The organism is Pseudomonas fluorescens (assembly GCF_902498065.1).
Classification (GTDB): Bacteria; Pseudomonadota; Gammaproteobacteria; order Pseudomonadales; family Pseudomonadaceae; genus Aquipseudomonas; species Aquipseudomonas fluorescens_BJ.
This window is the reverse complement of sequence record NZ_CABVIR010000001.1, coordinates 364,554-382,066: the sequence shown is the minus strand read 5'-3', so window position 1 is coordinate 382,066 and position 17,513 is coordinate 364,554. Positions and strand designations below refer to the sequence as shown.

The 17,513-nt window shown below is 59.8% G+C and carries 15 protein-coding genes; all 15 read left to right on the top strand.

Going from position 1 to position 17,513, the window contains the following annotated elements; genetic code table 11:
• The first annotated feature begins 564 nt into the window (after nucleotides 1-564).
• The 15 genes from F8N43_RS01860 (at nucleotide 565) to F8N43_RS01795 (ending at nucleotide 17,500) form a co-directional block, all read left to right on the top strand.
• Nucleotides 565-978 (top strand): NADH-quinone oxidoreductase subunit A, encoded by a 414-nt coding sequence (locus F8N43_RS01860; protein WP_003223812.1) that lies wholly within the window; start codon nucleotides 565-567, stop codon nucleotides 976-978.
• A gap of 10 nt (nucleotides 979-988) precedes the next feature.
• Nucleotides 989-1,663, top strand: a complete 675-nt coding sequence (locus F8N43_RS01855; protein WP_007946424.1) for a NuoB/complex I 20 kDa subunit family protein — start codon at nucleotides 989-991, stop codon at nucleotides 1,661-1,663.
• Between the two features lie 72 nt (nucleotides 1,664-1,735).
• Nucleotides 1,736-3,520, top strand: coding sequence for an NADH-quinone oxidoreductase subunit C/D (gene nuoC / locus F8N43_RS01850; RefSeq protein ID WP_150638684.1), 1,785 nt, complete (start codon nucleotides 1,736-1,738; stop codon nucleotides 3,518-3,520).
• A gap of 2 nt (nucleotides 3,521-3,522) precedes the next feature.
• On the top strand, nucleotides 3,523-4,020 hold the full coding sequence (gene nuoE / locus F8N43_RS01845) for an NADH-quinone oxidoreductase subunit NuoE (RefSeq protein ID WP_007946422.1): 498 nt from the start codon (nucleotides 3,523-3,525) through the stop codon (nucleotides 4,018-4,020).
• Nucleotides 4,017-5,372 carry an NADH-quinone oxidoreductase subunit NuoF gene (nuoF, locus tag F8N43_RS01840; RefSeq protein WP_150631132.1) on the top strand — a complete coding sequence of 452 codons (1,356 nt, stop codon included), beginning with the start codon at nucleotides 4,017-4,019 and terminating at the stop codon, nucleotides 5,370-5,372. Before nuoE ends, nuoF begins: the two co-directional genes overlap by 4 nt.
• A 134-nt stretch (nucleotides 5,373-5,506) precedes the next feature.
• Nucleotides 5,507-8,221: an NADH-quinone oxidoreductase subunit NuoG gene (gene nuoG / locus F8N43_RS01835; RefSeq protein ID WP_150653100.1), complete on the top strand. Its 2,715-nt coding sequence runs from the start codon at nucleotides 5,507-5,509 to the stop codon at nucleotides 8,219-8,221.
• Nucleotides 8,218-9,225, top strand: a complete 1,008-nt coding sequence (nuoH, locus tag F8N43_RS01830; protein WP_150653099.1) for an NADH-quinone oxidoreductase subunit NuoH — start codon at nucleotides 8,218-8,220, stop codon at nucleotides 9,223-9,225. Before nuoG ends, nuoH begins: the two co-directional genes overlap by 4 nt.
• Nucleotides 9,226-9,237: 12 nt before the next feature.
• On the top strand, nucleotides 9,238-9,783 hold the full coding sequence (gene nuoI, locus F8N43_RS01825) for an NADH-quinone oxidoreductase subunit NuoI (protein ID WP_191623666.1): 546 nt from the start codon (nucleotides 9,238-9,240) through the stop codon (nucleotides 9,781-9,783).
• A 9-nt stretch (nucleotides 9,784-9,792) separates the two neighbouring features.
• Nucleotides 9,793-10,296 carry an NADH-quinone oxidoreductase subunit J gene (gene nuoJ, locus F8N43_RS01820; protein ID WP_150631129.1) on the top strand — a complete coding sequence of 168 codons (504 nt, stop codon included), beginning with the start codon at nucleotides 9,793-9,795 and terminating at the stop codon, nucleotides 10,294-10,296.
• Between the two features lie 2 nt (nucleotides 10,297-10,298).
• Nucleotides 10,299-10,607, top strand: a complete 309-nt coding sequence (gene nuoK, locus F8N43_RS01815) for an NADH-quinone oxidoreductase subunit NuoK (protein WP_007940879.1) — start codon at nucleotides 10,299-10,301, stop codon at nucleotides 10,605-10,607.
• Nucleotides 10,604-12,457, top strand: a complete 1,854-nt coding sequence (gene nuoL, locus F8N43_RS01810) for an NADH-quinone oxidoreductase subunit L (RefSeq protein ID WP_150631128.1) — start codon at nucleotides 10,604-10,606, stop codon at nucleotides 12,455-12,457. The genes nuoK and nuoL overlap by 4 nt, the downstream gene beginning before the upstream one ends.
• Before the next feature lie 40 nt (nucleotides 12,458-12,497).
• Nucleotides 12,498-14,030 (top strand): NADH-quinone oxidoreductase subunit M, encoded by a 1,533-nt coding sequence (gene nuoM / locus F8N43_RS01805; protein ID WP_150653098.1) that lies wholly within the window; start codon nucleotides 12,498-12,500, stop codon nucleotides 14,028-14,030.
• Between the two features lie 7 nt (nucleotides 14,031-14,037).
• Complete coding sequence (gene nuoN, locus F8N43_RS01800; RefSeq protein ID WP_150631126.1) at nucleotides 14,038-15,501, top strand: NADH-quinone oxidoreductase subunit NuoN; 1,464 nt, start codon at nucleotides 14,038-14,040, stop codon at nucleotides 15,499-15,501.
• Nucleotides 15,502-16,091: 590 nt separating this feature from the next.
• Nucleotides 16,092-16,220, top strand: coding sequence for a hypothetical protein (locus F8N43_RS29675; RefSeq protein WP_263596731.1), 129 nt, complete (start codon nucleotides 16,092-16,094; stop codon nucleotides 16,218-16,220).
• A gap of 44 nt (nucleotides 16,221-16,264) precedes the next feature.
• Nucleotides 16,265-17,500: a YcaO-like family protein gene (locus F8N43_RS01795; RefSeq protein WP_150653097.1), complete on the top strand. Its 1,236-nt coding sequence runs from the start codon at nucleotides 16,265-16,267 to the stop codon at nucleotides 17,498-17,500.
• The last annotated feature ends 13 nt before the right edge of the window (nucleotides 17,501-17,513 follow it).

Genomic DNA, 17,513 nt, shown 5'->3' with positions numbered 1-17,513 from the left:
GGGCGTTTTTTTACCTGCGATTTCATAAACACCGCGAACCTGTGGGAGCCGGGCTTGCCCGCGATGGCGGTGCATCAGTTGACATCTGCGGTGCCTGACACATCGCCATCGCGGGCAAGCCCGGCTCCCACAGGTAATGTTTCAACCCGAAAACCGCGCGACAAACCTTGATCCAGAGCAGTTTCAAGATCAGGAAAACAGGGTAAAACGACCTCGCCCGCTACTTGCAGTAACGCGCATATAAGACAACTTCCCACTCACCCATCCGTTAAACAGTTTAAAAATCACCGCAAACAATATTGATTATCATTTAGCTCAAACTATGTTCGTTACATTTCCTACAAAACAATATTGATGAAAACCCGGCTAATGCCCGCAACGCATGGGCCGCGTGCCTTTGGAGGTACCCTATGTCCTTATTCCGCTAAATAATTTCGCTATCTGAATTTTACTTGCACGGTGTTGTGCCATAAAATCAGCGGGATTGATTGCTGCGACATATCGTCACTGCTTTGTTTCTTTTTCAAGCTCAGAGACCTTTGCTCTCTGTTAAGGATTACCAGCATGCCCGAAGCGACAGGACTCATGGCCCACAACTGGGGCTTTGCCATTTTCCTTCTGGGCGTTGTCGGCCTTTGCGCCTTCATGCTCGGCGTCTCCAGCCTCCTCGGGTCAAAAGCCTGGGGCCGCAGCAAAAACGAACCGTTCGAGTCCGGCATGCTACCTACAGGTGGCGCCCGCTTGCGGCTCTCAGCCAAATTCTATCTGGTCGCGATGCTCTTCGTGATCTTCGATATCGAAGCCCTCTTTCTCTTTGCCTGGTCTGTGTCCGTCCGCGAAAGCGGCTGGACCGGATTCGTCGAAGCTCTCGTTTTCATAGCAATTCTGTTGGCAGGTCTTGTCTACCTGTTCCGAGTGGGCGCCCTTGACTGGGCTCCGGAAGCTCGTCGCAAGCGGCAGGCGAAGCTGAAACAATGAGGCTTTGGCAATGCAATACAATCTCACCAGGATCGACCCCGATGCTCCTAACGAGCAGTATCCGATTGGCGAACGGGAAACCGTTTCCGATCCGTTAGAAGATCAAGTCCACAAAAACATCTTCATGGGCAAGCTCGAAGACGTGCTTAACGGCACGATCAACTGGGGGCGCAAGAACTCCCTGTGGCCGTATAACTTCGGTCTTTCGTGCTGCTACGTGGAAATGACCACCGCCTTCACGGCGCCCCACGACATCGCGCGCTTTGGCGCCGAGGTTATTCGGGCATCGCCGCGTCAGGCGGATTTCATGGTTATCGCCGGCACCTGCTTCATCAAGATGGCGCCGATCATTCAGCGTCTCTACGAGCAAATGCTCGAGCCTAAATGGGTTATCTCCATGGGTTCGTGCGCCAACTCCGGTGGCATGTACGACATCTACTCCGTCGTTCAAGGGGTGGACAAGTTCCTGCCCGTGGACGTCTACGTGCCTGGCTGCCCGCCCCGTCCCGAAGCTTTTCTGCAAGGCTTGATGCTCCTGCAGGAGTCGATTGGACAGGAGCGTCGTCCGCTTTCCTGGGTCGTAGGTGATCAAGGCGTGTATCGCGCCGAGATGCCTTCCGAAAAGGAAAAGCGCCGCGAACAGCGAATCGCAGTCACCAACCTGCGCAGCCCCGACGAAGTCTGATCCAGATCTGCTTCTTTAATAGAACGAGACACTGGCTTCATTCTTTACGTTGACCGAAAGCGATAAATAACCATGACTACAGGCAGTGCTCTGTACATCCCGCCTTATAAGGCAGACGACCAGGATGTGGTCGTCGAACTGAACAACCGTTTTGGCCCCGAGGCGTTCACCGCCCAGCCTACCCGCACCGGCATGCCGGTGCTTTGGGTTGCCCGTGCCAAACTCGTCGAAGTCCTGACCTTCCTGCGCAACCTGCCCAAGCCGTACGTCATGCTCTATGACCTGCACGGCGTGGACGAGCGTCTGCGCACCAAGCGTCAAGGGCTGCCAGGCGGCGCCGACTTCACTGTGTTCTATCACTTGATGTCGATCGAACGTAATAGTGACGTGATGATCAAGGTCGCCTTGTCCGAGAGCGACCTCAGCGTGCCGACCGTGACCGGCATCTGGCCGAACGCCAACTGGTACGAGCGTGAAGTGTGGGACATGTACGGCATCAACTTTGCCGGCCACCCGCACCTGACCCGCATCATGATGCCGCCGACCTGGGAAGGTCACCCGCTGCGCAAGGACTTCCCGGCCCGTGCCACCGAGTTCGACCCGTTCACCCTGAACCTGGCCAAGCAACAGCTTGAGGAAGAAGCCGCGCGCTTCAAGCCTGAAGACTGGGGCATGAAGCGTTCCGGGGCGAACGAGGACTACATGTTCCTCAACCTCGGTCCCAACCACCCTTCCGCGCACGGTGCGTTCCGCATCATCCTGCAGCTGGACGGTGAAGAGATCGTCGATTGCGTGCCCGACGTCGGTTACCACCACCGTGGTGCCGAGAAGATGGCCGAACGTCAGTCCTGGCACAGCTTCATCCCGTACACCGACCGTATCGACTACCTCGGCGGCGTGATGAACAACCTGCCGTACGTGCTCTCGGTCGAGAAGCTGGCCGGCATCAAGGTGCCCGAGAAGGTCGACGTCATCCGCATCATGATGGCCGAGTTCTTCCGGATCACCAGCCACCTGCTGTTCCTCGGGACCTACATCCAGGACGTCGGCGCCATGACCCCGGTGTTCTTCACCTTCACCGACCGTCAGAAGGCGTACACGGTGATCGAAGCCATCACCGGTTTCCGTCTGCACCCGGCCTGGTACCGCATCGGTGGCGTCGCCCACGACCTGCCGCGCGGCTGGGAAAAACTGGTGAAAGACTTCGTCGAGTGGATGCCAAAGCGTCTGGACGAATACCAGAAAGCCGCACTGGACAACAGCATCCTCAAGGGCCGGACCATCGGCGTCGCTGCCTACAACACCAAAGAGGCCTTCGAATGGGGCGTCACCGGTGCAGGCCTGCGTTCGACCGGTTGCGACTTCGACCTGCGTAAAGCCCGCCCGTACTCCGGGTACGAAAACTTCGAATTCGAAGTGCCGCTGGCCGCCAATGGCGATGCCTACGATCGTTGCATCGTACGTGTCGAAGAAATGCGCCAGAGCATCAAGATCATCGAGCAGTGCATGCGCAACATGCCGGAAGGCCCGTACAAGGCGGATCACCCGCTGACCACGCCGCCGCCGAAAGAGCGCACCCTGCAGCACATCGAGACCCTGATCACGCACTTCCTGCAAGTTTCGTGGGGCCCGGTCATGCCGGCCAACGAATCCTTCCAGATGATCGAAGCGACCAAGGGCATCAACAGTTATTACCTGACGAGCGATGGCGGCACCATGAGCTACCGCACCCGGATTCGCACCCCAAGCTTCCCGCACCTGCAGCAGATCCCTTCGGTGATCAAAGGCAGCATGGTCGCGGACTTGATCGCGTACCTGGGTAGTATCGATTTCGTTATGGCCGACGTGGACCGCTAAGCATGAACAGCACGCTTATCCAGACAGACCGTTTCACTTTGAGTGAAACCGAGCGCTCGGCCATCGAGCACGAGCTGCATCACTACGAAGACCCGCGCGCGGCGTCGATCGAAGCCCTGAAGATCGTCCAGAAGGAACGTGGCTGGGTGCCTGACGGCGCGCTCTACGCCATCGGCGAGATCCTCGGCATCCCGGCCAGCGACGTTGAAGGTGTGGCTACGTTCTATAGCCAGATCTTCCGTCAGCCCGTCGGCCGCCACATCATTCGCGTCTGCGACAGCATGGTCTGCTACATCGGCGGCCACGAGTCCGTGGTCAGCGAAATCCAGAGCAATCTGGGCATTGGCCTGGGTCAGACCACCGCCGACGGTCGTTTCACCCTGCTGCCGGTCTGCTGCCTCGGCAACTGCGACAAGGCGCCGGCGTTGATGATCGACGACGACACTTTCGGTGATGTGCAGCCTGCCGGCGTTGCCAAATTGCTCGAGGGCTACGTATGACCCTGACTTCCTTCGGTCCTGCCAACCGCATCAAGCGTTCGGCCGAGACTCACCCGCTGACCTGGCGTCTGCGTGACGACGGCGAAGCTGTCTGGCTCGACGAGTACCAGGCCAAGAACGGTTACGCCGCTGCGCGCAAGGCCTTCGCCGACATGGCTCAGGACGACATCGTCCAGACTGTGAAAGACGCCGGCCTCAAGGGTCGCGGCGGTGCAGGCTTCCCCACGGGCGTGAAGTGGGGCCTGATGCCCAAAGACGAATCCATCAACATCCGCTACCTGCTGTGCAACGCGGATGAAATGGAGCCGAACACCTGGAAAGACCGCATGCTGATGGAGCAACTGCCCCATCTGCTGATCGAAGGCATGCTGATCAGTGCCCGCGCGCTGAAAACCTACCGTGGCTACATCTTCCTGCGTGGCGAATACACCACCGCCGCCAAGCACCTCAACCGTGCCGTGGAAGAAGCCAAAGCCGCCGGCCTGCTGGGCAAGAACATCCTGGGCAGCGGCTTCGATTTCGAGCTGTTCGTCCACACTGGCGCCGGGCGTTACATCTGCGGTGAAGAAACCGCGCTGATCAACTCCCTCGAAGGCCGCCGCGCCAACCCGCGCTCCAAGCCGCCCTTCCCTGCCGCCGTTGGCGTGTGGGGCAAGCCGACTTGCGTGAACAACGTAGAAACCCTGTGCAACGTCCCGGCGATCATTGCCGACGGCGTGGACTGGTACAAATCGTTGGCGCGTGAAGGCAGTGAAGACATGGGCACCAAGCTCATGGGCTTCTCCGGCAAGGTCAAGAACCCGGGCCTGTGGGAATTGCCGTTCGGCGTCACCGGTCGCGAGCTGTTCGAAGACTACGCTGGCGGCATGCGCGACGGCTTCAAGCTCAAAGCCTGGCAGCCAGGCGGCGCCGGTACCGGTTTCCTGTTGCCGGAACACCTGGACGCACAAATGTACGCCGGCGGCATCGCCAAAGTGGGCACCCGTATGGGTACCGGCCTGGCGATGGCGGTGGACGACAGCGTCAACATGGTGTCCCTGCTGCGCAACATGGAAGAATTCTTCTCCCGCGAGTCGTGCGGTTTCTGCACCCCGTGCCGTGACGGTTTGCCGTGGAGCGTCAAGCTGCTGCGCGCAATCGAGAACGGTGAAGGGCAAGCCGGCGACATCGAGACCCTGCTGGGTCTGGTCGGTTTCCTCGGCCCTGGCAAGACCTTCTGTGCTCACGCACCGGGCGCCGTGGAGCCGTTGGGCAGCGCAATCAAATACTTCCGCCATGAGTTCGAAGCCGGCATCGCGCCTACCAGCGCCGTCGTCCCGCCTCTGGCCAGGCCGATCGTAGTCGGCGCTTAACGCTTAAAAGGCGAAGGGTCCGTGCCCTTCGCCTTTCGTTCGATGACGCCTTTCATGGGCTGTTTTGATTCGCACGAAAACAAGATTCCATTAGCCACGCCCGCTGACACCGGGCCAACGAAGAACTTTGAACCATGGCCACTATCCACGTAGACGGCAAAGAGCTCGAAGTCGATGGGGCAGACAACCTGTTACAGGCATGTCTGTCGCTAGGCCTCGATATCCCTTATTTCTGCTGGCACCCCGCCCTTGGCAGCGTTGGCGCTTGCCGCCAGTGCGCGGTCAAGCAGTACACCGACGAGAACGACAAACGTGGTCGGATCGTCATGTCCTGCATGACGCCCGCCACCGATGGCAGCTGGATCTCCATCGACGACGAAGAAGCGAAAGTCTTCCGCGCCAGCGTCGTTGAATGGCTGATGACCAACCACCCTCACGACTGCCCGGTCTGTGAGGAAGGCGGTCACTGCCACCTGCAAGACATGACCGTGATGACCGGCCACAACGAGCGCCGTTATCGCTTCACCAAGCGTACTCACCAGAACCAGCAACTGGGCCCGTTCATTTCCCACGAAATGAACCGCTGCATCGCTTGCTACCGCTGCGTGCGCTTCTATAAGGACTACGCCGGCGGCACTGACCTCGGTGTGTTTGGCGCCCACGACAACGTGTACTTCGGTCGCGTTGAAGACGGCGTGCTGGAAAGCGAGTTCTCCGGCAACCTCACCGAGGTCTGCCCGACCGGTGTGTTCACCGACAAGACTCACTCCGAGCGCTACAACCGCAAGTGGGACATGCAATTCTCGCCGAGCATCTGCCATGGCTGCTCCAGCGGTTGCAACATCTCCCCGGGTGAGCGCTACGGCGAACTGCGTCGGATCGAAAACCGCTTCAACGGTTCGGTCAACCAGTACTTCCTGTGCGACCGTGGCCGTTTCGGCTATGGCTACGTCAACCGCGAAGACCGCCCGCGTCAGCCATTGCTGGCCAACGGCGCCAAGCTGAGCCTCGACGAAGCGCTGGATAAAGCCGCTGACCTGCTGCGCGGTCGCAACATCGTCGGTATCGGTTCGCCGCGTGCCAGCCTCGAAAGCAACTACGCGTTGCGCGAACTGGTCGGCGCCGAGCACTTCTACTCCGGTATCGAAGCTGAGGAGCTTGCGCGCATTCGCCTGGTCATGCAGGTGCTCAAAGACAGCCCGCTGCCAATCCCGAACATGCGCGACATCGAAGACCACGATGCGATCTTCGTCCTCGGCGAAGACTTGACCCAGACGGCTGCGCGCATGGCCCTGTCCCTGCGTCAATCGGTCAAAGGCAAGGCCGAAGACATGGCCGACGCCATGCGCGTTCAGCCTTGGCTCGACGCCGCGGTGAAGAACATCGGTCAGCACGAACTGAACCCGCTGTTCATCGCCAGCCTGGCTGAAACCAAGCTCGACGACATCGCCGAAGAATGCGTTCACGCCGCACCAGACGACCTGGCCCGTATCGGTTTCGCCGTAGCTCACGCCCTCGACGCCAGCGCCCCGGCCGTTGAAGGCCTCGACGCCGAAGCCGTTGAACTGGCTCAGCGCATCGCCAATGCCCTGCTGGCCGCCAAGCGTCCACTGATCATTGCTGGCACCTCGCTGGGTTCCAAGGCGCTGATCGAAGCCGCGGCGAACATCGCCAAGGCCCTGAAGCTGCGCGAGAAGAACGGTTCCATCAGCCTGATCGTGCCTGAGGCCAACAGCCTCGGCCTGGCCATGCTCGGTGGCGAATCGGTCGATGCAGCCCTGCAAGCGGTGATCGATGGCAAGGCCGACGCCATCGTCGTGCTGGAAAACGATCTGTACACCCGTACCGACAAAGCCAAGGTCGATGCCGCACTGACAGCCGCGAAAGTGGTTATCGTCGCGGACCATCAAAAGACTGCCACCAGCGATCGCGCGCACCTGGTTCTGCCAGCCGCCAGCTTCGCTGAAGGCGACGGTACACTGGTCAGCCAGGAAGGCCGCGCCCAGCGCTTCTTCCAGGTCTTCGACCCGAAATACATGGACGCGAGCATCCTGGTTCACGAAGGCTGGCGCTGGCTGCATGCCCTGCGTTCCACCCTGCTGGGCCAGCCGATCGACTGGACCCAACTGGACCACGTCACCGCTGCCGTTGCTTCGAGCACGCCGCAACTGGCGCGTATCGTTGACGCCGCACCGTCCGCCGCGTTCCGCATCAAGGGCATGAAACTGGCCCGCGAACCGCTGCGTTATTCCGGTCGTACTGCCATGCGCGCTGACATCAGCGTGCACGAACCGCGTACCCCGCAAGACAACGACACCGCGTTCAACTTCTCGATGGAAGGTTACTCGGGCTCGGTCGAACCGCGTCAGCAAGTGCCATTCGCCTGGTCTCCGGGCTGGAACTCGCCGCAAGCCTGGAACAAGTTCCAGGACGAAGTCGGTGGTCACATCCGCGCTGGCGACCCGGGCACCCGCCTGATCGAAAGCAGCGGTGACTCGCTGAACTGGTTCGCTGCTGTTCCACGTGCGTTCAACCCTGCACCGGGAACCTGGCAGGTCGTGCCGTTCTTCCACCTGCTCGGCAGCGAAGAGAACTCTTCGAAAGCCGCTCCGGTTCAGGAACGCATTCCGGCCGCCTATGTGGCGCTGGCCAAGTCCGAAGCCGATCGCCTGGGTGTCAATGACGGCGCCCTGCTGAGCTTGAACGTTGCCGGCCAGAACTTGCGTCTGCCGCTGCGCATCAACGAAGAGCTGAGTGCCGGTCTGGTCGCATTGCCGGCCGGTATCGCGGGCATTCCACCGGCAATCTTTGGCAAATCCGTTGACGGTCTGCAGGAGGCAGCTCAATGACCTGGTTCACGCCTGAAGTGATTGACGTGATCATCGCGATCCTCAAGGCCATCGTGATTCTGCTCGCCGTAGTGGTGTGCGGCGCGCTGCTGAGCTGGGTCGAGCGTCGTCTGCTCGCCCTCTGGCAGGACCGTTACGGTCCGAACCGCGTCGGCCCGTTCGGCGCGTTCCAGATCGCGGCCGACATGATCAAGATGTTCTTCAAGGAAGACTGGACCCCGCCGTTCGCCGACAAGATGATCTTCACCCTGGCACCGGTAGTCGCCATGAGCGCCCTGCTGATTGCCTTCGCGATCATCCCGATCACCCCGACCTGGGGTGTGGCGGACATCAACATCGGCATCCTGTTCTTCTTCGCCATGGCCGGTCTGTCGGTCTACGCGGTGTTGTTCGCCGGCTGGTCGAGTAACAACAAGTTCGCCCTGCTGGGCAGCTTGCGGGCCTCGGCACAGACCGTGTCGTACGAAGTGTTCATGGGTCTGTCGCTGATGGGCATCGTGATCCAGGTCGGCTCGTTCAACATGCGCGACATCGTTGAATACCAAGCGCAGAACCTGTGGTTCATCATTCCGCAGATCTTCGGTTTCCTGACCTTCTTCATCGCTGGCGTCGCCGTGACTCACCGTCACCCGTTCGACCAGCCGGAAGCGGAGCAGGAACTGGCCGACGGTTACCACATTGAATACGCCGGCATGAAATGGGGCATGTTCTTCGTCGGCGAGTACATCGGCATCGTGTTGATTTCGGCGCTGCTGGTGACCTTGTTCTTCGGTGGCTGGCACGGTCCGTTCAACATTCTGCCGCAGATCCCGTTCATCTGGTTCGCGCTGAAAACCGCGTTCTTCATCATGATCTTCATCCTGCTGCGCGCCTCGATTCCGCGCCCACGGTATGACCAAGTGATGGATTTCAGCTGGAAGTTCTGCCTGCCGCTGACCCTCGTCAACATGCTGGTGACCGCTGCGATCGTGTTGCTCAACACGCCCGCCGTCGCGGCTCAGTGAGGATAGAGAATCATGAAGTACATTTTTGACATCGTGCATGGCTTCTTCACCCAGCTTCGCAGCCTGGTGATGATCTTCGGCCATGCCTTCCGCAAGCGCGACACGCTGCAGTACCCGGAAGAGCAGGTGTACCTGCCGCCGCGTTACCGTGGCCGTATCGTCCTGACCCGCGACCCTGATGGCGAAGAGCGTTGTGTAGCCTGCAACCTGTGCGCCGTGGCGTGCCCGGTTGGCTGCATCTCGCTGCAGAAAGCTGAAACCGAAGACGGTCGCTGGTACCCGGACTTCTTCCGCATCAACTTCTCGCGCTGCATTTTCTGCGGCCTCTGCGAGGAAGCCTGCCCGACCACCGCGATCCAGCTGACACCGGATTTCGAGATGGCCGAGTTCAAACGTCAGGACCTGGTTTACGAGAAAGAAGATCTGCTGATCTCCGGCCCCGGCAAAAACCCTGATTACAACTTCTATCGTGTTGCAGGTATGGCGATTGCCGGGAAGCCGAAAGGCTCCGCGCAGAATGAAGCCGAACCGATCAACGTGAAGAGCTTGCTGCCTTAAGGAAGAAAGATGGAATTCGCTTTCTATTTCGCATCGGGTATCGCTGTGGTGTCCACGCTTCGCGTGATCACCCACACCAACCCTGTGCACGCCCTGCTCTACCTGATCATTTCGCTGATCGCCGTGGCCATGACGTTCTTCGCCCTCGGCGCACCGTTTGCCGGTGTTCTGGAAGTGATCGCCTACGCTGGCGCCATCATGGTGCTGTTCGTGTTCGTGGTGATGATGCTGAACCTGGGCCCGGCCTCGGTTCAGCAAGAGCGCGTCTGGCTCAAGCCCGGAATCTGGCTCGGTCCGGTGATTCTCGGTTCCTTGCTGCTGGCCGAGTTGCTGTACGTGCTGTTCAGCCACCAGAGCGGCCAGGCCATCGGCCACACCACCGTAGACGCCAAGGCCGTGGGCATCAGCCTGTTCGGCCCGTACCTGCTGGTGGTCGAACTCGCCTCGATGCTGCTGCTTGCCGCAGCCGTGACGGCGTTCCACTTGGGCCGTAACGAAGCCAAGGAGCAATGACGATGCCTGCTATCCCTTTGGAGCATGGTCTGGCGGTCGCCGGCATCCTGTTCTGCCTCGGTCTGGTCGGCCTGATGGTCCGCCGCAACATTCTCTTCGTGCTGATGAGCCTGGAGGTCATGATGAATGCCTCCGCGTTGGCGTTCATCGTTGCCGGTAGCCGCTGGGCGCAGCCGGATGGACAGATCATGTTCATCCTGGTGATCAGCCTGGCAGCCGCCGAGGCCAGTATTGGCCTGGCGATTCTGTTGCAGCTGTATCGCCGCTTCCACACTCTCGATATCGACGCTGCCAGCGAGATGCGCGGATGAATCTTCTCTATCTGACTTTCGTATTCCCTCTCATCGGTTTCCTGTTGCTGTCGTTCTCCCGGGGACGCTTTTCGGAAAACCTTTCGGCGCTGATTGGCGTCGGTTCCATCGGCCTGTCTGCCATCGTCACGGCTTATGTGATCTGGCAATTCAACGTCGCGCCACCTGAAGGCGGTCACTACACCCAGGTGTTGTGGCAGTGGATGGCGGTGGAAGGCTTCACGCCGAACTTCGCGCTGTACCTGGATGGCCTGTCGGTCACCATGCTCGGTGTGGTGGTCGGCGTCGGCTTCCTGATCCACCTGTTCGCGTCGTGGTACATGCGCGGTGAAGACGGTTACTCGCGCTTCTTCGCTTACACCAACCTGTTTATCGCCAGCATGCTGTTCCTGATCCTGGGCGATAACCTGTTGTTCCTGTACTTCGGCTGGGAAGGCGTTGGCCTGTGCTCGTACCTGTTGATCGGTTTCTACTACAGCAACCGCAACAACGGTAACGCGGCACTCAAAGCCTTTATCGTGACCCGCATCGGCGACGTGTTCATGGCCATCGGCCTGTTCATCCTGTTCGCCCAACTGGGCACACTGAACGTCCAGGAACTGCTGGTGCTGGCACCGCAGAAATTCCAGGCCGGCGACTTCTGGATGGTCATGGCCACCCTGATGCTGCTGGGCGGCGCTGTCGGTAAATCCGCGCAACTGCCACTGCAAACCTGGCTGGCGGATGCGATGGCCGGTCCTACTCCGGTTTCGGCACTGATCCACGCCGCGACCATGGTGACCGCCGGTGTCTACCTGATCGCCCGTACCCATGGCCTGTTCACCCTGGCGCCGGAAATCCTGCACCTGGTCGGCATCGTCGGCGGCGTGACCCTGGTACTCGCCGGTTTTGCCGCACTGGTGCAGACCGACATCAAACGTATCCTCGCCTACTCGACCATGAGCCAGATCGGCTACATGTTCCTGGCGCTGGGCGTTGGCGCATGGGATGGCGCGATCTTCCACCTGATGACCCACGCCTTCTTCAAGGCGCTGCTGTTCCTTGCCTCCGGTGCGGTGATCGTTGCCTGCCACCACGAGCAGAACATCTTCAAGATGGGTGGCCTGTGGAAGAAACTGCCACTGGCCTACACCAGCTTCATCGTCGGCGGCGCGGCCCTGGCGGCCCTGCCACTGGTGACCGCAGGCTTCTACTCCAAGGACGAAATCCTTTGGGAAGCGTTCGCCAGCGGCAACAACGGCCTGCTGTACGCCGGTCTGGTCGGCGCGTTCATGACGTCGCTGTACACCTTCCGCCTGATCTTCATCGCGTTCCACGGTGAAGCGAAGACCGAAGCGCACGCCGGTCACGGCATCGCTCACTGGCTGCCACTGTCGGTGCTGATCGTATTGTCCACCGCCATTGGCGCGATGATCGTTCCGCCGCTGCACGGTGTGCTGCCGGAAAGCGTCGGCCACGCCGGCGGCGAAGCCAAGCACAGTCTGGAAATCGCTTCGGGCGCCATCGCCCTGGCCGGTATCCTGCTGGCCGCGCTGCTGTTCCTCGGCAAGCGTCGTTTCGTCACTGCAATCGCCAACAGCGGCATCGGCCGCTTCCTTTCGGCCTGGTGGTTCGCTGCCTGGGGCTTCGACTGGATCTACGACAAACTGTTCGTCAAGCCATACCTGGCGATCAGCCACGTACTGCGCAAAGACCCGCTCGACCAGACCATCGGTCTGATCCCGCGTATGGCCAAAGGCGGCCACACCGCCCTGAGCCGTACCGAAACCGGTCAACTGCGTTGGTACGCGGCATCGATGGCTGCCGGCTCCGTGCTGGTCATCGGCGCCATCGTGCTGGTAGCGGTCTGAATATGAACCTTGCGAACTTGCGAAAGGAATTGAGCCCGTCATGATTCTGCCTTGGCTAATCCTGATCCCCTTCATCGGCGGCCTGCTGTGCTGGATGGGTGAGCGCTTCGGCGCCACCCTCCCCCGCTGGATTGCGCTGTTGACCATGACCCTGGAACTCGCACTCGGCCTCTGGCTGTGGGCCCACGGTGATTATTCATTTGCTCCGGCACCTGGCGCCGACCCGACCTGGGCGCTTGAGTTCAAGCACATCTGGATCCAGCGCTTCGGCATCAGCGTGCACCTGGCCCTCGACGGCCTGTCGCTGCTGATGATCCTGCTGACCGGTCTGCTGGGTATCCTCTCGGTACTCTGCTCGTGGAAAGAGATTCAACGTCACGTTGGTTTCTTCCACTTGAACCTGATGTGGATCCTGGGCGGTGTCGTCGGCGTGTTCCTCGCCCTCGACCTGTTCATGTTCTTCTTCTTCTGGGAAATGATGCTGGTGCCGATGTACTTCCTCATCGCGCTCTGGGGTCACAGTTCTTCGGACGGCAAGAAAACCCGGATCTACGCGGCGACCAAGTTCTTCATCTTCACTCAGGCTTCCGGCCTGATCATGTTGGTGGCGATCCTCGGGCTGGTTCTGGTCAACTTCAACAGCACCGGCGTGATCACGTTCAACTACGCCGACCTGCTGAAAACCAAGATGTCGCTCACCACCGAGTACATCCTGATGCTCGGCTTCTTCATCGCTTTCGCGGTGAAGCTGCCGGTCGTGCCGTTCCACTCGTGGTTGCCCGATGCTCACGCCCAGGCGCCAACGGCAGGTTCGGTTGACCTCGCCGGTATCTTGTTGAAAACCGCTGCTTACGGTTTGCTGCGCTTCGCCCTGCCGCTGTTCCCGAATGCTTCGGCCGAGTTCGCGCCGATTGCCATGACCCTGGGTCTGGTCGGAATTTTCTACGGCGCGTTCCTGGCGTTCGCACAAACCGACATCAAGCGTCTGATCGCCTTCTCGTCCGTTTCCCACATGGGCTTCGTACTGATCGGCATCTACTCCGGCAGCCAACTGGCGCTGCAGGGCGCGGTGATGCAGATGTTGGCACACGGCGTTTCGGCCGCTGCACTGTTTATCCTCAGTGGTCAGCTGTACGAACGCACCCACACCCGCGACATGCGTGAAATGGGTGGACTGTGGTCGAAGATCGCGTACCTGCCGGCCATCAGCCTGTTCTTCGCTGCCGCGTCGCTGGGCTTGCCGGGCACCGGTAACTTCGTCGGTGAGTTCCTGATCCTGATCGGCACCTTCCCCGCTGCGCCTGTGGTCACGATCATCGCGACGTCGGGCCTGGTGTTCGGTTCGGTCTACTCGCTGATCATGATCCACCGTGCCTACTTCGGCCCGTCCAAATCGGACGCGGTGTTGCACGGCATGGATGCTCGCGAACTGATCATGGTGGTCGGCCTGGCGGCACTGCTGATTTACATCGGCGTGTACCCGCAACCGTTCCTCGATACCTCTGCTGCGACGATGCATGGCGTGCAGCAATGGCTCGGCACCGCCTTCACTCAACTCGCTTCGGCCCGGTAAGAGCGCTATGGAATTCACGACTCAACACTTTATCGCGCTAGCGCCGTTGTTGATCACCAGCGCCACGATCATCGTGGTGATGCTGGCGATTGCCTGGCGCCGCAACCACTCGCAGACCTTCCTGATTTCCGTGGCGGGCCTGAACCTGGCGTTGCTGTCGATCCTGCCAGCCCTGAAAGTCGCGCCATTGGCCGTGACCCCACTGCTGCAGATCGATAGCTTCGCCTGCTTGTACATGGCGCTGATCCTGGTCGCCACCCTCGCCTGTGTCACCCTCGCCCACGCCTACCTTGGCGATGGCGGTTCGGGTTACCCGGGCAACCGCGAAGAACTGTACCTGCTGATCCTGATGGCCGCCGCCGGTGGCCTGGTTCTGGTCAGCGCGCAGCACCTGGCCGGATTGTTCATCGGTCTGGAACTGCTCTCGGTGCCAGTCTACGGTCTGGTGGCCTACGCCTTCTTCAACAAGCGTTCGCTGGAAGCCGGTATCAAGTACATGGTGCTGTCGGCCGCCGGTTCCGCGTTCCTGTTGTTCGGTATGGCTCTGCTCTACGCCGACTCCGGCAGCCTGAGCTTCGTCGGCATCGGCCAGGCCCTCGCGGCCACCGGCCTGCCAAGTTCCCTGGCGCAAATGGGCCTGGGCATGATGCTGATCGGTCTGGCGTTCAAGTTGTCGCTGGTACCGTTCCACCTCTGGACGCCGGACGTTTACGAAGGTGCTCCGGCACCGGTGGCGGCGTTCCTCGCTACCGCTTCGAAAGTCGCTGTGTTTGCGGTGATGGTGCGTCTGTTCCAGATCTCCCCTGCTGCAAGCAGCGGTGTTCTGAGCGACGTGCTGACCATCATCGCCATTGCGTCGATCCTGTTCGGTAACCTGCTGGCCCTGACCCAGAGCAACCTCAAGCGTCTGCTGGGTTACTCGTCCATCGCGCACTTCGGTTACTTGCTGATCGCCCTGGTGGCGAGCAAGGGTCTGGCCGTGGAAGCCATCGGCGTGTACCTGGTCACCTACGTGATCACCAGCCTCGGCGCATTCGGCGTGATCACCCTGATGTCCTCGCCGTACAACGGCCGTGATGCCGACGCCCTGTACGAATACCGCGGCCTGTTCTGGCGCCGTCCGTACCTGACCGCCGTGCTGACCGTGATGATGCTGTCCCTGGCCGGTATCCCGCTGACCGCGGGCTTCATCGGCAAGTTCTACATCATCGCCACCGGTGTCGAGTCGCACCAATGGTGGCTGGTCGGTTCCCTGGTACTGGGCAGCGCCATCGGGGTCTTCTACTACCTGCGTGTGATGGTCACCCTGTACCTGATCGAACCGAACCTGCGTCGCCACGATGCGCAGCTGCACTGGGAACAACGTGCAGGCGGCGTGATGCTGCTGGCCATCGCCGCACTGGCGTTCTTCCTTGGCCTGTATCCGCAGCCGTTGCTGGTGCTGGTTCAGCAGGCAGTGTTGGCGGGTTGATCGCTTAGCGGTACTCGGTAGAAAACAGAAACGGCACCTTCGGGTGCCGTTTTTGCGTTTGCAGGATTTGTTACCGCCACCGCCCTCTCCCACCCGCGATGCCCGAAAGCGCTCGCCGTATTGCCCACCTCGTCCTGCAACCGGAATGGGGTACGTGGGTCTATCTTGAAGGTCTGCCGGATGGAGCCATCGAAACGAAAGGGAATTATGAAACGTGACATTTTTTCTGAAGGGGTAGACGGCATCGACACAGCTGCCTGAAGAAACTTCAAACACGGTAGGAGATTTCTCTGCGCACAACCTGCAAAGGAACGAGAACAAACTAATCATTGCGATTTGGCCACCCCACGGGCTGAAATTTCGCACATCCTCGTACACCCGATCGGTGCAGCGAATGGGTCATTTACTCGACGCCTGCCCCTGTTTACGAACCACAATCGTCAATCGCTGATTAATGTGTACGTGTTTCCTTACAGCGGAAATAACGGCGCTGTAACTTCCCGTCATTTTTGACCGAGCAACGTCCAACTTATAGAGTCGCTCCGTGCTTGATTAAGCACACCACCATCCAACAAAAAGAGAGTTTACCCATGGGATATGTTGTCAGCTGGAACGCCAACAAAGTTATCGACCTGGAACAACAGGACAGCCCCACAGAAGAGCAAGTTGAACAACTGCAACTGACCGAGGCTGAACAGGCCGAACTGGAAGTTGTTTAAGAAAACGGGGGGTATGTGCCCCCCGTTTTTCAAGGGAGCGTACAATGGATAACTTCACACCTGTGGAACGAGAACTCACCCTTGCCCAGGCCGAACAGCGGATTTACGCGGAACTGGAGAACCTGGGACTTCATGCAGAACCCCGTGTGCTCGGCCAACGGATCGTCGCGGTGCATGTCTCGGCAAGTGTTGGCAATCAACACGGCATCGCCCGGGGAGCAGGGAAAGGTTACCTCCATCATGCGCAGGTGGGGGCACTTTACGAAACACTGGAACATTATCTAAGTGATCACTTCAGCACTTGCGGCATTCAGTGCATCTCCCCGCGCTATTTTTCCGACTCGCAACTCTTTATCGATGACACTGTTCTCTCGCCTCTTATCAAACAACCCGATGCCTTGACGGCCTGCAGAACTTATACGGATATTTTCAAACACATTACATTCTCTTACCCCGTCGCGTTATGCACGCCCGACTATTCACACCAGCCACTGGAACAAGACACTACGAACTACGGCGTATTACGGCGCTATGCCTCTAACAGTGGAACGGCCATTGGCGCCAGCTACAATGAAGCGGTCTTGCATGCGGCCAATGAATGCATCGAGCGTGATGCGGTCTCGTTGTTTCTGCTGGAGCATTTTTATTACGAAAACCGTCCTGTGCTACGCCGGGTCGCTCGCGTGGCAGATCACGAAGCACTGGGGCAACTGTGGCTGGACGCCGAAGCGGAGATCGGAGCGGAAATCATCCTGATCGACATCAGCACCGAATTCCTGCCATACACCTTTCTGGCTTTCTCAACCGAACCTGGCGCCCGCCCTCGCGTGTTCGGCAGCGGTTGCTCGATCAGCGCCCGACACGGCGCCTGGCGGGCGCTGACCGAACTCGTCCAGCTACATCACGCGGCCCTGGAGCCAGAGCTGCAACACTACCTGAGTAACGCGCAACGGCACTTGAGCAAGTTTCCTCGCCTGCTTCGCTGCCTGCAGTTCGATCTGTATCCACTACTCACTTTGTGCGAGCAATTCACGGTCGAATTATCCGACGCAGTCAATGAGCAACCGTTGGCCGAGCAGATCCACCTGCTGGCTGAAGATCTCCACCGGCATGGGCGCGCGCTGGGGGTTACCCAACTGCATCAGACCCTGTTGGGTACAACGCTGGTCAACGTCGTCATTCCGGGGCTGGAGCGGTTTTTCGTGGTGTCCAGTGGCAATGTGGTGATACCGCAGGTTCGAGGACGGCGGCTACAAAGCAATCAGGGAGTGGCAGCATGACCCCTGCCCTTCG